The 13,756-nt window shown below is 63.4% G+C and carries 13 protein-coding genes; 11 read left to right on the top strand and 2 right to left on the bottom strand.

What is annotated here, in order from left to right:
• The first annotated feature begins 85 nt into the window (after positions 1–85).
• The 3 genes from AC3A4H_RS21235 to AC3A4H_RS21225 all read left to right on the top strand — a co-directional run bounded on the left by AC3A4H_RS21235 (position 86) and on the right by AC3A4H_RS21225 (position 2,997).
• Positions 86–361: an usg protein gene (locus tag AC3A4H_RS21235; RefSeq protein ID WP_348780873.1), complete on the top strand. Its 276-nt coding sequence runs from the start codon at positions 86–88 to the stop codon at positions 359–361.
• Between the two features lie 160 nt (positions 362–521).
• Positions 522–1,676 carry a T6SS phospholipase effector Tle1-like catalytic domain-containing protein gene (locus tag AC3A4H_RS21230; RefSeq protein ID WP_487768486.1) on the top strand — a complete coding sequence of 385 codons (1,155 nt, stop codon included), beginning with the start codon at positions 522–524 and terminating at the stop codon, positions 1,674–1,676.
• A gap of 208 nt (positions 1,677–1,884) precedes the next feature.
• Positions 1,885–2,997: an ABC transporter substrate-binding protein gene (locus AC3A4H_RS21225; RefSeq protein WP_487768485.1), complete on the top strand. Its 1,113-nt coding sequence runs from the start codon at positions 1,885–1,887 to the stop codon at positions 2,995–2,997.
• Positions 2,998–3,095: 98 nt separating this feature from the next.
• Here the strand turns inward: AC3A4H_RS21225 and AC3A4H_RS21220 are convergent, their stop codons facing one another.
• Positions 3,096–3,758, bottom strand: coding sequence for a YggS family pyridoxal phosphate-dependent enzyme (locus AC3A4H_RS21220; RefSeq protein WP_487768484.1), 663 nt, complete (start codon positions 3,756–3,758; stop codon positions 3,096–3,098).
• 144 nt (positions 3,759–3,902) lie between these two features.
• Here AC3A4H_RS21220 and leuS point away from each other — a divergent pair, with 144 nt between their 5' ends.
• Both leuS and lptE read left to right on the top strand, forming a co-directional pair.
• A complete protein-coding gene (leuS, locus tag AC3A4H_RS21215) occupies positions 3,903–6,524 on the top strand; it encodes a leucine--tRNA ligase (protein ID WP_487768483.1) in 2,622 nt (873 codons plus the stop codon).
• Positions 6,511–7,080, top strand: coding sequence for an LPS assembly lipoprotein LptE (lptE, locus tag AC3A4H_RS21210; protein WP_487768482.1), 570 nt, complete (start codon positions 6,511–6,513; stop codon positions 7,078–7,080). The genes leuS and lptE overlap by 14 nt, the downstream gene beginning before the upstream one ends.
• A 189-nt stretch (positions 7,081–7,269) precedes the next feature.
• On the opposite strand, the gene fsa is transcribed toward lptE, so the two are convergent.
• Positions 7,270–7,923, bottom strand: a complete 654-nt coding sequence (gene fsa, locus AC3A4H_RS21205) for a fructose-6-phosphate aldolase (protein ID WP_348780868.1) — start codon at positions 7,921–7,923, stop codon at positions 7,270–7,272.
• 93 nt (positions 7,924–8,016) lie between these two features.
• On the opposite strand from fsa, the gene AC3A4H_RS21200 reads away from it, so the two are divergent.
• The 6 genes from AC3A4H_RS21200 (at position 8,017) to atpA (ending at position 13,746) form a co-directional block, all read left to right on the top strand.
• The gene (locus tag AC3A4H_RS21200) at positions 8,017–10,221 is read left to right on the top strand and encodes a primosomal protein N' (protein ID WP_487768481.1); all 2,205 of its coding nucleotides are present in this window, start codon (positions 8,017–8,019) and stop codon (positions 10,219–10,221) included.
• A 61-nt stretch (positions 10,222–10,282) separates the two neighbouring features.
• Complete coding sequence (locus AC3A4H_RS21195; protein ID WP_487768480.1) at positions 10,283–10,546, top strand: type II toxin-antitoxin system ParD family antitoxin; 264 nt, start codon at positions 10,283–10,285, stop codon at positions 10,544–10,546.
• Entirely contained in the window at positions 10,543–10,935 is a 393-nt protein-coding gene (locus AC3A4H_RS21190) for a type II toxin-antitoxin system RelE/ParE family toxin (RefSeq protein ID WP_487768479.1), read from the top strand. Before AC3A4H_RS21195 ends, AC3A4H_RS21190 begins: the two co-directional genes overlap by 4 nt.
• 90 nt (positions 10,936–11,025) lie before the next feature.
• On the top strand, positions 11,026–11,421 hold the full coding sequence (locus AC3A4H_RS21185; protein ID WP_487768478.1) for an AGROH133_08824 family phage infection protein: 396 nt from the start codon (positions 11,026–11,028) through the stop codon (positions 11,419–11,421).
• Between the two features lie 235 nt (positions 11,422–11,656).
• Positions 11,657–12,217: a F0F1 ATP synthase subunit delta gene (locus AC3A4H_RS21180; RefSeq protein ID WP_487768477.1), complete on the top strand. Its 561-nt coding sequence runs from the start codon at positions 11,657–11,659 to the stop codon at positions 12,215–12,217.
• Positions 12,217–13,746 carry a F0F1 ATP synthase subunit alpha gene (gene atpA / locus AC3A4H_RS21175; RefSeq protein ID WP_348780862.1) on the top strand — a complete coding sequence of 510 codons (1,530 nt, stop codon included), beginning with the start codon at positions 12,217–12,219 and terminating at the stop codon, positions 13,744–13,746. The genes AC3A4H_RS21180 and atpA overlap by 1 nt, the downstream gene beginning before the upstream one ends.
• Positions 13,747–13,756: the final 10 nt, after the last annotated feature.

Genomic DNA, 13,756 nt, shown 5'->3' with positions numbered 1-13,756 from the left:
CGATGCGCGTTCACGTTGACGTTGAAGCGTCCAGCCGTATGATCCGCTATAGTGGGATAAATCGGAAGGAGGCGGGTGAAAGGCCATGCAGGACATTTCCGAACTGGAACTCATGCTCAACGGCTATGGGCTGACCACGGCGCAGTTTCTCTACCACATGCCCGATCATCCGCATCTGCTGCAGACATTCGTCTGGCAGGATTACGACCTGGCGCCCGAGTTCCCTGGATTGTTCCGGTTCATCCGCTTCTGGGAGGAGAGGCTCGAGGGGCCCCTGCATTCGGTCCGTTACGTGCACAGGCGGCTCATTGCCCCGAACGAATGGCGCAACGTCGACGGCGAATTCCTGCTGCCGCATTGATTGATGTAAGAATTGGTCCCGGTTTTGCGATGAATAGATCGCGTTTTTCATAAATGGCACACTTGAGCCGCGAGCAATATTGCTGCTTGGCAGCAGATTCCATTGCTGAATGGAGGTGTTGTTAGTAAGCTTCCATTGGGTTCTTTTTCGGGGGATGCTCATGTCTGATGAAAGATGGTGCCTGATCTTCTCCGATGGCACAGGCCAGCGTGGCGTGAGGGACGATGCCTCGGCCCTGAACACAAACGTGTTTCGCATGTTTCTCGCCGCGGAAGGACTGCCGGGCTTCGAAGTGTTTTATGACGCGGGTCTTGGCGCCCCTCCGGAGCTTGCGGACGACGACGAGGCGCTGGCTGCCGGAGCCGACTCCCTGATCCGCAAGCTGCGAAATCTGTGGAGCAAGGCAACCGGCTGGGGCATCACGGCCAACATCGTCGAGTGCTACGAAGCGTTGATGATGCGCTGGGAGCCCGGCATGAGGATCGGCTTCTTCGGCTTCAGCCGCGGCGCCTATACCGTGCGGTGCCTTGGCGGCGTGCTTTCGACATGCGGCATTGCGACCCTGGAGGGCGGTGTCCGGCTTTCGCAAGACAGGGACAGCCAAGACGCCGCCCGCCGCCGGCGGATCGCCGAGGAGGCGGTCGCGGCCTACAAGATCAGGGACGCGGCGCAGCGGAAAGCGGCCGGGAAAGCTTTTGCCGACAAATATGGTGCTGTCCCGGTGGCGCCTGATGTGATCGGCGTCTTCGACACCGTCAAGGCGCTGGGGTTGCCCGGCATCATGAACGTGGTGAACCCCTATCGGCACGAGTTCCACGACACGGAATTGTCCACCCGCGTTCCTGTCGGGCTCCAGGCCTTGTCGATCGACGAGAACCGCAAGGTCTTCGCTCCCGTCTTGTGGGACGACGTCGACGGCGGGTCCGGCCAGATCATCGAACAATGCTGGTTCCCCGGCGTGCATTCCGATGTCGGCGGCGGCTATGGCGATGACAATCGGCTGGCGGATCTGGCGCTGGCATGGATGCTGGGCCGCCTGCGCAGCCTCGTCGGGCTTCAGATTCCCATCCCCGTGACAGTCGATGGCAAGGTACTTGGCCGGACCCATGACGAGCGGACGGGTTTCGGCAGGTTCTGGACCCCCGGCACCCGGTCCATCATGGCCGAGGCGGTCGACCGGGCAGCATTGTGCCATGAAATCGAAAAGCGCTTTGAGGGCAATGGCTATCGGCCGACGGCGCTCGGAAATCATCCCCGCGTGTCGCATTACTACACCCACAAGGCAAAAAGGGTCTCTCCCGAGCGCATGGCGTGAAGCCCGGGTGATGCATTGACGCCGAGGAAACACGCTGGCGCCGGTAGCGCCATTGTTGGTGCGGCCATGCTGGGCTAGGCTATGAGCCTGTGACACTGTCGGGCGTGGCTGATTGCCAATGCGACGGCGAATGGCTATGCGCGAATACAGACTTGGTCGAGCCCAGTATTCCTGAGGGTTTTCTGAGGTTATTCGGAGGAGGATTGACGTGAATACAAAGAAACTGCTTGCTGGCGTTGCATTCGCCGCGTCCCTGGTCGTTGCGGCGTCGTCCGCGCGTGCGGATATCGTGATCGGCCTGGTGGCGCCTTTGACCGGTCCCGTCGCCGCCTATGGCGACCAGGTGAAGAACGGCGCTGAGGCGGCCGTCGACACGATCAACAAGAATGGCGGCATTCTCGGCGAAAAGGTCGTGCTCAAGCTGGCCGACGATGCCGGCGATCCCAAGCAGGGAGTGTCGGCCGCGAACAATCTGGTGGGCGACGGCGTGCACTATGTCGTCGGCCCGGTGACGTCGGGCGTTGCGATGCCCGCTTCGGACGTCTTCGCCGAAAACGGCGTGCTGATGGTGACGCCGACCGCCACCGCGCCGGATCTGACCAATCGTGGCCTGGCCAATGTGCTGCGCACCTGCGGCCGCGACGATCAGCAGGCGGAAGTCGCTGCCAAATACGTCCTCGACCACATGAAGGACAAGAAGGTTGCGGTCATCCACGACAAGGGAACCTACGGCAAGGGGCTTGCCGACTCCTTCAAGTCCGGTCTCAATGCTGGCGGCGTCAACGAAGTGCTTTATGAAGGGCTTACCGCAGGCGAGAAGGACTTCTCGGCCATTGTCGGTCGTCTGAAGAAGGACGGCGCCGAGGTCATCTATTTCGGCGGTTACCACCCCGAAGGCGGCCTGCTTGCCCGCCAGCTCGCCGACGCCGGCGTGACGGCGCAGATCATCGGCGGCGAAGGCCTCTCCAACACCGAATACTGGGCGATCGGCAACCAGGCGGCTGCCGGCACGCTGTTCACCAACGCCACCGATGCGCTGAAGAACCCGGATTCGGCCGAAGCCGTGCAGGTGCTGAAGGACAAGGGCATTCCGCCGGAAGCCTTCACGCTCAACGCCTATGCGGCGGTCGAGGTTCTCAAGGCGGGCATCGAGAAGGCTGGCAAGGCCGACGATACGGCAGCGGTCGCCGCTGCGATCAAGTCGGGCGAGCCGATTGCCACTGCCATCGGCAAGCTGACCTATGGCGAAAACGGCGACCTCAGCTCGCCGAGCTTCTCGCTGTTCAAGTGGGAAGACGGCAAGATCGTCTCCGTCGACTGAGCTTCAACGGGCGCAAATGAAAGAGGCCGGAGGTTACTCCGGCCTTTTTGTTTGTTCGTCCAGTATGGCAAGGCTGGCGCGGCCCGCCGCCACGGGAGTTACCTGGCGCCGAAAATCGCCGAGCCGACGCGCACGCTGGTGGCGCCGAATGCGACGGCGATGTCGTAGTCGCCAGACATACCCATGGACAGCTTCTCGACCCCGGCCTCCCGCGCCAGCTTTTCAAGCAGCGCGAAGTGCGGGCCGGGGTTTTCCTCCGCCGGCGGGATGCACATCAGGCCTTCGATCGCGAGATTGTGAACGTCACGGCAGCGCTTGACGAATTCCACCGCTTGGCGCGGCTCGATGCCGGCCTTCTGCGGCTCGGAGCCGGTGTTGACCTGGACGTAGAGGCGAGGCGAGCGCCCCTGCCTGGCGATTTCCTTGGCAAGCTCGGCGGCGATCTTTTCGCGGTCCACCGTCTCGATGACGTCGAACAGCGCCACCGCTTCCTTGGCCTTGTTGGATTGAAGCGGGCCGATGAGGTGCAGTTCGATATCCGGGAATTCCTGCTTCAGCGCCGGCCACTTGCCTTGCGCTTCCTGCACGCGGTTCTCGCCGAACACACGCTGGCCCGCTTCGAGCACAGGGCGGATGGCGTCGGCGTCGAAGGTCTTGGAGACGGCCACAAGCGTTGCGGCGCCCTCGGGGCGCTCTGCCTCGCGCTCGGCGGCGGCAATCTTTCGCTTGACCTCGAGAAGCTGTTCCACCGACTTTTCCATGCCCTGGCCCTGCTGCTTTTTGACCGGCTCCGGCCCTGCCGGAGTTGACGGGTCCGGGAATCCATGATGAACACCCGACAACGATTTCCTGAACCGCGGGTTTTCGCCCCGGTTCCATGCACGCTTTTAAGTGAAAAACATCCGATGGCAACCGAACGATACAATCCGCGCGCGACCGAGCCCAAATGGCAGAAGGCCTGGGACGCCAAGAAGCTCTTCGAAGCGAAGAACGACGACCCGCGCCCGAAATACTACGTGCTGGAGATGTTCCCCTATCCGTCGGGGCGCATCCATATCGGTCACACCCGCAACTACACGATGGGCGACGTGGTGGCCCGCTACAAGCGCGCCAAGGGCTTCAACGTGCTGCACCCGATGGGCTGGGACGCCTTCGGCATGCCGGCCGAGAACGCCGCCATGCAGAACAAGGTCCATCCCAAGGACTGGACCTACGACAACATCGCCACCATGCGCGCGCAGCTGAAGGTGATGGGCCTGTCGATCGACTGGTCGCGTGAGTTCGCCACCTGCGATGTCGACTACTACCACCGCCAGCAGATGCTGTTCCTCGACATGGTCGAGAAGGGGCTGGTCACGCGCAAGTCGTCAAAGGTCAACTGGGACCCGGTCGACATGACGGTGCTCGCCAATGAGCAGGTCATCGACGGGCGCGGCTGGCGCTCGGGCGCACTGGTCGAGCAGCGCGAGCTGACGCAGTGGTTCTTCAAGATCACCGATTATGCGCAGGACCTGCTGGATTCCCTGGATGGCCTCGACGACTGGCCCGAGAAGGTTCGCACCATGCAGTCGAACTGGATCGGCCGCTCGGAAGGCATGCTGATCCGCTGGGCGATCGCCGAAGGCACCGCGCCGAATGGCGAAACCGAGCTGGAAGTCTACACCACCCGCCCCGATACGATCTTCGGCGCCTCCTTCATGGCGGTTGCCGCCGACCACCCGCTGGCCAAGAAGGCCGCCGAGAAAAACCCCGAGCTTGCCGCCTTCATCGAGGACGTGCATCACATGGGCACCTCGGTGGCAGTTCTCGAAACCGCCGAGAAGAAGGGTTTTGACACCGGCATCCGTGTCGCCCACCCCTTCGACGACAGCTGGACGCTGCCGGTCTATGTGGCGAATTTCGTGCTGATGGACTACGGCACGGGCGCGATCTTCGGCTGCCCCTCGGGCGACCAGCGCGACCTCGACTTCGCTAACAAATACGGCCTGCCGGTGATCCCGGTGGTGATGCCGGAAGACGGGGACGCTGCCACCTTCCAGATCACCGAAGAGGCCTATACCGACGACGGCGTGATGATCAATTCGCGCTTCCTCGACGGCATGAAGCCCAAGCAGGCTTTTGACGAGGTTGCGAAGCGGCTGGGCGAGAAGACCATCGGCAACCACGTCGTGGGCGAGCGCAAGGTGAATTTCCGCCTGCGCGACTGGGGCATCTCGCGCCAGCGCTACTGGGGCTGCCCGATCCCGATGATTCACTGCGAGGATTGCGGCACGGTGCCGGTGCCGCGCGCCGACCTGCCGGTGAAGCTGCCGGACGACATCGACTTCGAAAAGCCGGGCAATCCGCTCGACCGCCATGCGACCTGGCGCCATGTGAAGTGCCCGAATTGCGGCAAGGACGCGCGCCGCGAAACCGACACGATGGACACTTTCGTCGACTCGTCCTGGTATTTCGCCCGCTTCACCGCGCCGTGGGAAAACGAGCCGACCGACCCCAAGGCCGCCAATGAATGGCTGCCGGTCGACCAGTATATCGGTGGCATCGAGCACGCGATCCTGCACCTGCTCTATTCGCGCTTCTTCACCCGTGCCATGCGCGACACGGGCCATCTGGACCTCGCCGAACCGTTCAAGGGCCTGTTCACGCAGGGCATGGTGGTGCACGAGACCTACAAGGCCGAGGACGGCCGCTGGCTGTCGCCGACCGAGGTGCGGCTGGAGACCGACGGGACGATACGCCACGCCGTCGAGATCGCCACGGGCAAGCCCGCTACCATCGGCACGCTCGAGAAGATGTCGAAGTCGAAGAAGAATACGGTGAGCCCGGAAGAGATCACCGACGGTTACGGCGCCGACACCGCGCGCTGGTTCATGCTGTCGGACTCGCCGCCGGAGCGCGACGTGGAGTGGACCGACGACGGCGCGGCCGGCGCGCATCGCTTCGTGCAGCGCGTCTGGCGCGTGATTTCCATGGCAGCCGAGGCGCTTTCCGGCGTCCAGCCGGCTCCGGCGCGCGACGGCGGCGCCAGTGCGGTTTCGAAGGCCGCTCACAAGGCGCTCAAGGCGGTCGGCGAGGATGTCGAGAAGCTTGCCTTCAACCGCGCCATCGCGCGCATCTACGAACTCACCAATGCCCTTGCGGGCCCGGTGGGCGAGATCGCTGAAGGCAAGGGCGACGAGGCGCTGAAGGCCGCAGCGCGCGAGGCATCTGAAATCCTCGTGCATCTCATCGCGCCCTTCATGCCGCACCTGGCCGAGGAATGCTGGGCAGCGCTCGGCGGCAAGGATCTGGTCGCGGAACGCCCCTGGCCGCAGTTCGAACCGGCATTGGTGGTGGACAACGACTTCACCTACCCGGTGCAGGTCAACGGAAAGAAGCGTGCGGATTTGACAATTGCCCGCGACGCAGACCAAGCTGCGGTCGAAAAGGCAGTGCTGGAGCTGGAGTCAGTCCAGAAGGCGCTGGAAGGAAAGACGCCGCGCAAGGTGATCGTCGTGCCGCAAAGGATCGTCAATGTCGTTGCCTGACCAGACGCGCAGCTCCAGGAGCCCCCTGTCACGCAGTCTCGCAGCCATCGGTGTGTTGCTTGCCGTTGCAACCGCTTCGGCCTGCACCGTCCGGCCGCTCTACTCGGTGGCGCCGACGCCGGAAGGCGCAGCAATCGGGGCGACTTCTGCCGGCTTGAGCACGGTCGCCGTCAAGCCGGTGCAGACCCGCTATGCGCAGCAGGTGCGCAACAAGCTTATCTTCGGTCTCAATGGAGGCGCTGGCCAGCCGGCGACCCCGCTTTACTCGCTTGATCTCGACGTGACCCAGCGTAAGGCTGCGGCTGCCGTCGTCCAGCGTCCGACCGAGGACGAGCCGACTGCCGGCACGATGACGTTGACCTCGAACTACGTCCTGAGGGAAATAGCCACGGGCAGGGTCGTCGGGCTGGGCAAGCGCAGCATCACGTCGTCTTTCGACATTCCGCGCCAGTCCTTTGCGGCCCTGCGCGCCGAGCGTGACGCCGAGGACCGGGCGGCGCGCGAATTGGCGGAGGTTTTGCGGCTGGCGATTGCCCAGGATCTCACCAGGCTCTGACAGAGGGCGAATGCCGGTGCCGCGGTGGTGCCGGCATTTGCGATGGCCCAGGGCCGAATAACCAATAAAAGAGAGCCCTTTGCGCGTCCGATCCGGACATGCAAAGGGCTCTCGAGTTTTCAATGCATCCGCCAGCGGATGCATGTAGGCCAAGCGCCGACCGGCCGTGGCCAGCCGGCGCCCGGGTTATCAGGCGATCTTCTGGCCGGTCTTGGCCCAGTCGGCCAGGAACATTTCCAGGCCCTTGTCGGTCAGCGGGTGCTTGACCAGCGCCTTCAGCGTTGCCGGCGGGATGGTTGCGACGTCGGCGCCGATGAGCGCGGCGCGCTTGACGTGTTCGACGGTGCGGATCGAGGCGGCCAGGATTTCGGTGTCGAAACCGTAATTGTCATAGACCTGACGGATTTCGGCGATCACTTCCATGCCGTCGAAGCCCATGTCGTCGAGGCGGCCGATGAAGGGCGAGATGAAGGTGGCGCCGGCCTTGGCGGCCAGCAGCGCCTGGTTGGCGGAGAAGCAAAGCGTGACGTTCACCAGGCGGCCGTCGGAGGTCAGCGACTTGCAGGCCTTGAGCCCGTCGAGCGTCAGCGGCACCTTGATGCAGATGTTGTCGGCGATCTTGGAGAGAACCTCCGCCTCCTTCATCATCTCGGCATATTCGGTCGCAGCCACTTCGGCCGAAACCGGGCCCTCGACGATGTCGCAGATTTCCTTGGTCACTTCGGCGATGTTGCGGCCGGACTTGAGGATCAGCGACGGATTGGTGGTGACGCCGTCGAGCAGGCCGAGTTCATTGAGCTCTCGGATTTCCTTGACGTCGGCCGTATCGACGAAGAACTTCATGGGGGTATGTCTCCTTGGCAAATTTTGCGTCTTGGGAAGCGCATTTCTGTTCGGCCTTTGCTCTAACGTAAAGTCGAGGCAAGGTCACCCGTCATGAAACAAGATTCGCCCGAAACCGTGGCATCGCATAGGCCGGCTGCGATCGTGCCGGTGCTGGTGCCGATGCCGGCCGAACGACCCTACAGCTATGCAGTGCCGGCCGGAACGACCGTGGTGCCGGGGTCCATCGTGCGCGTGCCGCTCGGCCCGCGGGAGGTGGCGGGCATCGTCTGGGACGGGCCGGGCGAGGCGGTGGACGCGCGCAAGCTCAGGACGATCTCGCACGTCTTCGACTGTCCCCCGGTCGACGAATCCATGCGCCGCTTCGTCGACTGGATCGCGGCCTATACGCTGTCGCCGCCCGGCATGGTGGCGCGCATGATCCTGCGCGCTCCCGAAGCCTTCGATCCGGAGCCCTGGGTGGATGGGCTGCAGCTTACCGGCATGGAGCCCGACCGCGTGACCGATGCGCGCCGGCGTGTGCTGGAAATGGCGTCCGACGGCCTGGCCTGGACGCGCTCGGGCCTGGCGCATGCTGCCGGTGTGTCGTCCACCGTCATCGATGGGCTGAAGGCGCAGGGCGTGTTCGAAACGGTAATGATCCCGCCGCGCCCGGTGGTGGCTCCCCCGGACCCCGACTACGCCAAGGCAGATCTGACAAACGACCAGGAGGCAGCCGCCGCGACGTTGCGGGACAAGGTTGCGGCCGACGCGTTCAATGTGACGCTGCTCGACGGCGTCACCGGGTCGGGCAAGACAGAGGTCTATTTCGAGGCGGTTGCCGCAGCTCTCGAAAAGGGCAAGCAGGTACTGATTCTGCTACCGGAAATCGCGCTGACGCAGGCCTTTCTCGAGCGCTTCCAGAACCGATTCGGCGCAAAGCCCGGCGAATGGCACTCCGACCTTGCCCCCCGCAAGCGCGAGCGCGTTTGGCGCCAGGTTGCGGAAGGCAGCGTGCGGGTGGTGGCGGGCGCGCGTTCGGCGCTGTTCCTGCCCTTCAAGGAGCTTGGGCTGATCGTCGTCGACGAAGAGCACGACCCTGCCTACAAGCAGGAGGACCGCGTTTTCTACAATGCCCGCGACATGGCGGTGGTGCGCGGCCATCTCGGCCGGTTCCCGGTGGTGCTGGCCTCGGCCACGCCTTCCGTCGAAAGCCGGGTCAATGCCGAGCAGGGGCGATATGAGCGCTCCGTGCTGGCAGCCCGATTCGCCGAGGCTGCCCTTCCCGACATCAAGGCCGTGGACATGCGCCGCGCCCCGCCGGCGCGAGGCGGGTTCTTGTCGCCCGTGTTGCTGGAGCAGATGCAGAAGACGCTGGAGAGGGGCGAGCAGTCGCTTCTGTTCCTCAACCGGCGCGGCTATGCGCCCCTGACGCTCTGCCGGGTCTGCGGCCATCGTTTCCAGTGCCCGTCCTGCTCCGCATGGCTGGTGGAGCACCGTTTCCGCGGCCAGATCGTCTGCCATCACTGCGGCCACAATGAAAAGCGGCCGGAAGCCTGCCCGGAATGCGGCACGCTTGACCACCTCGTCGCCTGCGGCCCGGGTGTGGAGCGAATCGCCGAGGAGGTCGTCGGGCATTTTCCCGACGCGCGCACCATCGTCCTGTCCTCCGACATGCTGGGCGGAGTGAAGCGCCTCAGGCTGGAGCTGGAAGCCATCGCCAATGGCGAGGCCGACATCGTCATCGGCACGCAATTGGTGGCCAAGGGGCACAATTTCCCCAATATGACGCTGGTGGGTGTGGTCGACGCCGATCTCGGCCTCGCCAATGGCGACCCCCGCGCGGCGGAGCGGACTTTCCAGCTCTTGAGCCAGGTGACGGGCCGCGCCGGCCGAACCGGCAAGAAGAGCCTGGGCCTTCTGCAGACCTACCAGCCCGGCCATCCGGTCATGCAGGCGATCGTCTCGGGCGATTCGGAAGCGTTTTACGATCGCGAGATCGCCGAGCGCGAGCGTGCCGCGCTGCCTCCATTCGGCCGCCTTGCCGGCATCATCGTCAGCGCCGACACGCGCGCGGAAGCCGAAGCCCATGCAAGGTTGCTGCGGCGCGCGGCGCCGGAGGCCAAGGACATCAGCGTTCTCGGCCCGGCCGAGGCACCGCTGGCGCTGGTAGCCGGCCGCCATCGCTTCCGTCTTCTGGTGCATGGGGAACGGCGCTGCGACATGCAGGGTTTTATCCGTGCCATGCTCGCAGCGGGACCCAAGATGCGCGGCTCGATCAGGGTGCAGGTCGACATCGATCCGCAGAGTTTCCTGTGATTGGCAAATTTTGACAAAGCTCGTTGGCGGTCATAGATTCCAAGGTCAGGAGGCCAGCGCCATGCCGACGATGAATGTGAGCTTGACCGCGGAAATGGCGGACTTCGTGGAGGCCGAGGTTTCGAGCGGAGATTATGTCTCCGCTAGTGAGGTGGTCAGGGACGCCCTCCGCATCATGCGCCACGAAAAGGAACAGCATGAGATAAAACTCGGCCTGCTACGTGCCGAGATCGAGCGAGGATACCGCGAAATGGAGCAAGGCGAGTTTTCCGACCGTTCGGTCGATGACATCGCCCGGGCCGTCCGTCGCGAGAGGAAAGCTTGAAGTTTCGGCTCACAAAAGCCGCAGACGGAGACATCGCCGCACTATTTCGGGAAACCTACCGGCTTTTCGGGGAAAACCAGCTCAAGCGCTACACGGAGATCGTCCAGCGCGGCATTGCGATGATCGCGGAAGAACCGTTTCGCGCCTCGTCGCAGCGCCGGGACGATCTACGGGCCGGCGTCAGGTCCTTTCATCTCCAACTCGCTGCCGGGCGCCACAAGGGCGCCGCGCATGTTCTGTATTATAGCCTCGACCCTTCCGACGGAGAGACCGTCGTTGTCCTGCGCGTTCTGGCCGAGGAGATGGAGCCAAAGAAAAGAATCGCGCAGTCGCTGCGTGCGGGGGAGGGCTTGGCCAAAAAGGGAGATAGAACGCGCGAGAGGGAGTGAGGTTCACTTCGTTGGCGTGCTTTCCATCTGGCGGGCCGGCAGTGGCCGGGTAAAATGCCCACTCAAAACACTGCGATTCTGGAGGGGTTTATGGAATTCGCGTTTCCCTGGCCGATGACGCCGGGCGAATGGTGGGCATGGACGTCCGCCGCCGTGACGGTGCTTTTCGGCCTTGTGCTGCTGTTTGCGCCGAGGGTTTCGTTGCGAATCTTGCGCTTGCAGCCGGTGGAAACCCGGCCGGAGGCGGTGGCAGAGGCGCGAGCGACCATGGCCGGATTCTATCTCGGCCTTGGCATGTGCTGCATCCTGCTGGCGCAGCCGCTCCTTTATCTGGCGCTCGGCTTCTCCTGGCTGTTCACGGCATTCGGGCGCATCATCTCCATGCTTTCGGACCAGGGAAACAAGCTTTATAATTGGGTTTGGTTGTTCCTGGCGCTGGTTTTGGCGGGATTGCCGCTGGCTTTCGCCTTCGGTTTTTCCGGCTAAATGATCTTTCCGGTCGTTCGGTGGTGCGGGGATGCGACAAATCTGCCCGATACCCGCATCTTCCACGTGTTGCGACTCTGGAAGGCGTGTGCTAGACGGCATTCGACTTTTGATCGGAGGGTGCACCAGCGGCGCTCTTTTGGTCATTAAACCGCAGTAAGGTCAAAGATTTAGCCAGAGTTATTGACTCGCGCCAGGAATCTTCCGGCCTGTCAGAGAAGAGAAAAGACGGACCGTGGCACAGTCTAGCTCGCCGATCTCCGCAGTTGCAGAACGTTACGCGGCCTCGCTGTATGAACTGGCGGCCGACGCAAAGCAGGTCGACAAGGTCGATGCGGACCTCGCTCGCTTCGAGGCCTTGCTTGCAGGCAGCGATGACCTGCGGCGCATGACCAACAGCCCGGTCTTTTCCGCCGACGAGCAGTACAAGGCCATCGAGGCGATCGCCGACAAGGCCAAGATCACCGGTCTCGTTGGCAACTTCCTGCGTGTCGTGGCGAGAAATCGCCGGCTGTTTTCCATTCCCGCAATGATCAAGGCATTCCGTCAAATCGCTGCCGAGCAGCGGGGCGAGGTCACCGCCGAGATCGCGTCGGCGCATGCGTTGACGGCAGCCCAGCAGACCGAACTTAAGGCCGCGCTCAAGGGCGTCGCTGGCAAGGATGTGTCGGTCGAAGTCACCGTCGATCCCTCGCTTCTCGGCGGACTCGTCGTGAAGCTGGGCTCGCGTCAGATCGATACGTCGCTCAAAACCAAACTCAATTCGCTCAAGCTTGCACTGAAAGAGGTCGGCTGATGGACATCCGCGCCGCGGAAATCTCCGCAATTCTAAAAGACCAGATCAAGAATTTCGGCAGTGAGGCCGAAGTCTCCGAGGTCGGACAGGTTCTGTCCGTCGGTGACGGCATTGCTCGCGTCTACGGTCTCGACAACGTCCAGGCGGGCGAGATGGTCGAGTTCCCGGGCGGCATCCGCGGCATGGCGCTGAATCTAGAAAGCGACAACGTCGGCGTCGTCATTTTCGGTAACGACCGCGACATCAAGGAAGGCGACACCGTCAAGCGGACTGGCGCTATCGTTGACGTTCCGGTTGGTCCGGGCCTGCTTGGCCGCGTCGTCGACGCTCTCGGCAACCCGATCGATGGCAAGGGCCCGATCAAGGCAGCCGAGCGTCGCCGCGTCGACGTCAAGGCCCCCGGCATCATCCCCCGCAAGTCGGTGCACGAGCCGATGTCGACCGGCCTCAAGGCCATCGACGCGCTGATCCCGATCGGCCGCGGCCAGCGCGAGCTGGTCATCGGTGACCGTCAGACCGGCAAGACCGCGATCATCCTCGACACCATCCTGAACCAGAAGGCCATCCACGACAGCGGCCCGGATTCCGAAAAGCTGTTCTGCGTCTACGTGGCTGTCGGCCAGAAGCGTTCGACCGTCGCGCAGTTCGTGAAGGTGCTCGAAGAGCGCGGCGCGCTCGAATACTCGATCGTCATCGCCGCCACCGCTTCCGATCCGGCCCCGATGCAGTTCCTGGCTCCGTTCGCCGGCTGCGCCATGGGCGAGTATTTCCGCGACAACGGCCAGCACGCGCTGATCGGCTATGACGACCTGTCCAAGCAGGCCGTGGCCTATCGCCAGATGTCGCTGCTGCTCCGTCGTCCGCCCGGCCGCGAAGCCTACCCGGGCGACGTGTTCTACCTGCACTCGCGTCTGCTCGAGCGCGCTGCCAAGCTCAACGACGAGAATGGCAATGGTTCTCTGACGGCGCTGCCGGTCATCGAAACCCAGGCCAACGACGTCTCGGCCTATATTCCGACCAACGTGATCTCGATCACCGACGGCCAGATCTTCCTGGAAACGAACCTGTTCTTCCAGGGTATCCGTCCGGCCGTTAACGTCGGTCTGTCGGTGTCGCGCGTCGGCTCGGCTGCCCAGGTCAAGGCGATGAAGCAGGTTGCGGGCTCGATCAAGGGCGAACTCGCGCAGTACCGCGAAATGGCGGCGTTTGCGCAGTTCGGTTCGGACCTCGACGCCTCCACACAGCGCCTGCTCAACCGCGGTGCCCGCCTGACCGAGCTGCTGAAGCAGCCGCAGTTCTCTCCGTTGAAGACGGAAGAGCAGGTCACGGTGATCTTCGCCGGCGTCAACGGTTACCTCGACAGGCTTGCGGTCAACCAGGTTGGCAAGTTCGAGCAGGGCTTGCTTGCGTACATGCACGCCGAGGGCAAGGACGTCCTCGAAGGCATCCGCAAGGAGAAGGCGCTGAGCGACGACCTCAAGGCCAAGCTCAAGGCTCACATCGACGCTTACGCGAAAAACTTCGCCTAACGCTGACGGA

The sequence above is a fragment of the Pseudaminobacter sp. Soil_N_29 genome (assembly GCF_057656055.1).
Note: the sequence above shows the minus strand (reverse complement) of the source record. Positions and strands in the feature narration are given on the sequence as shown.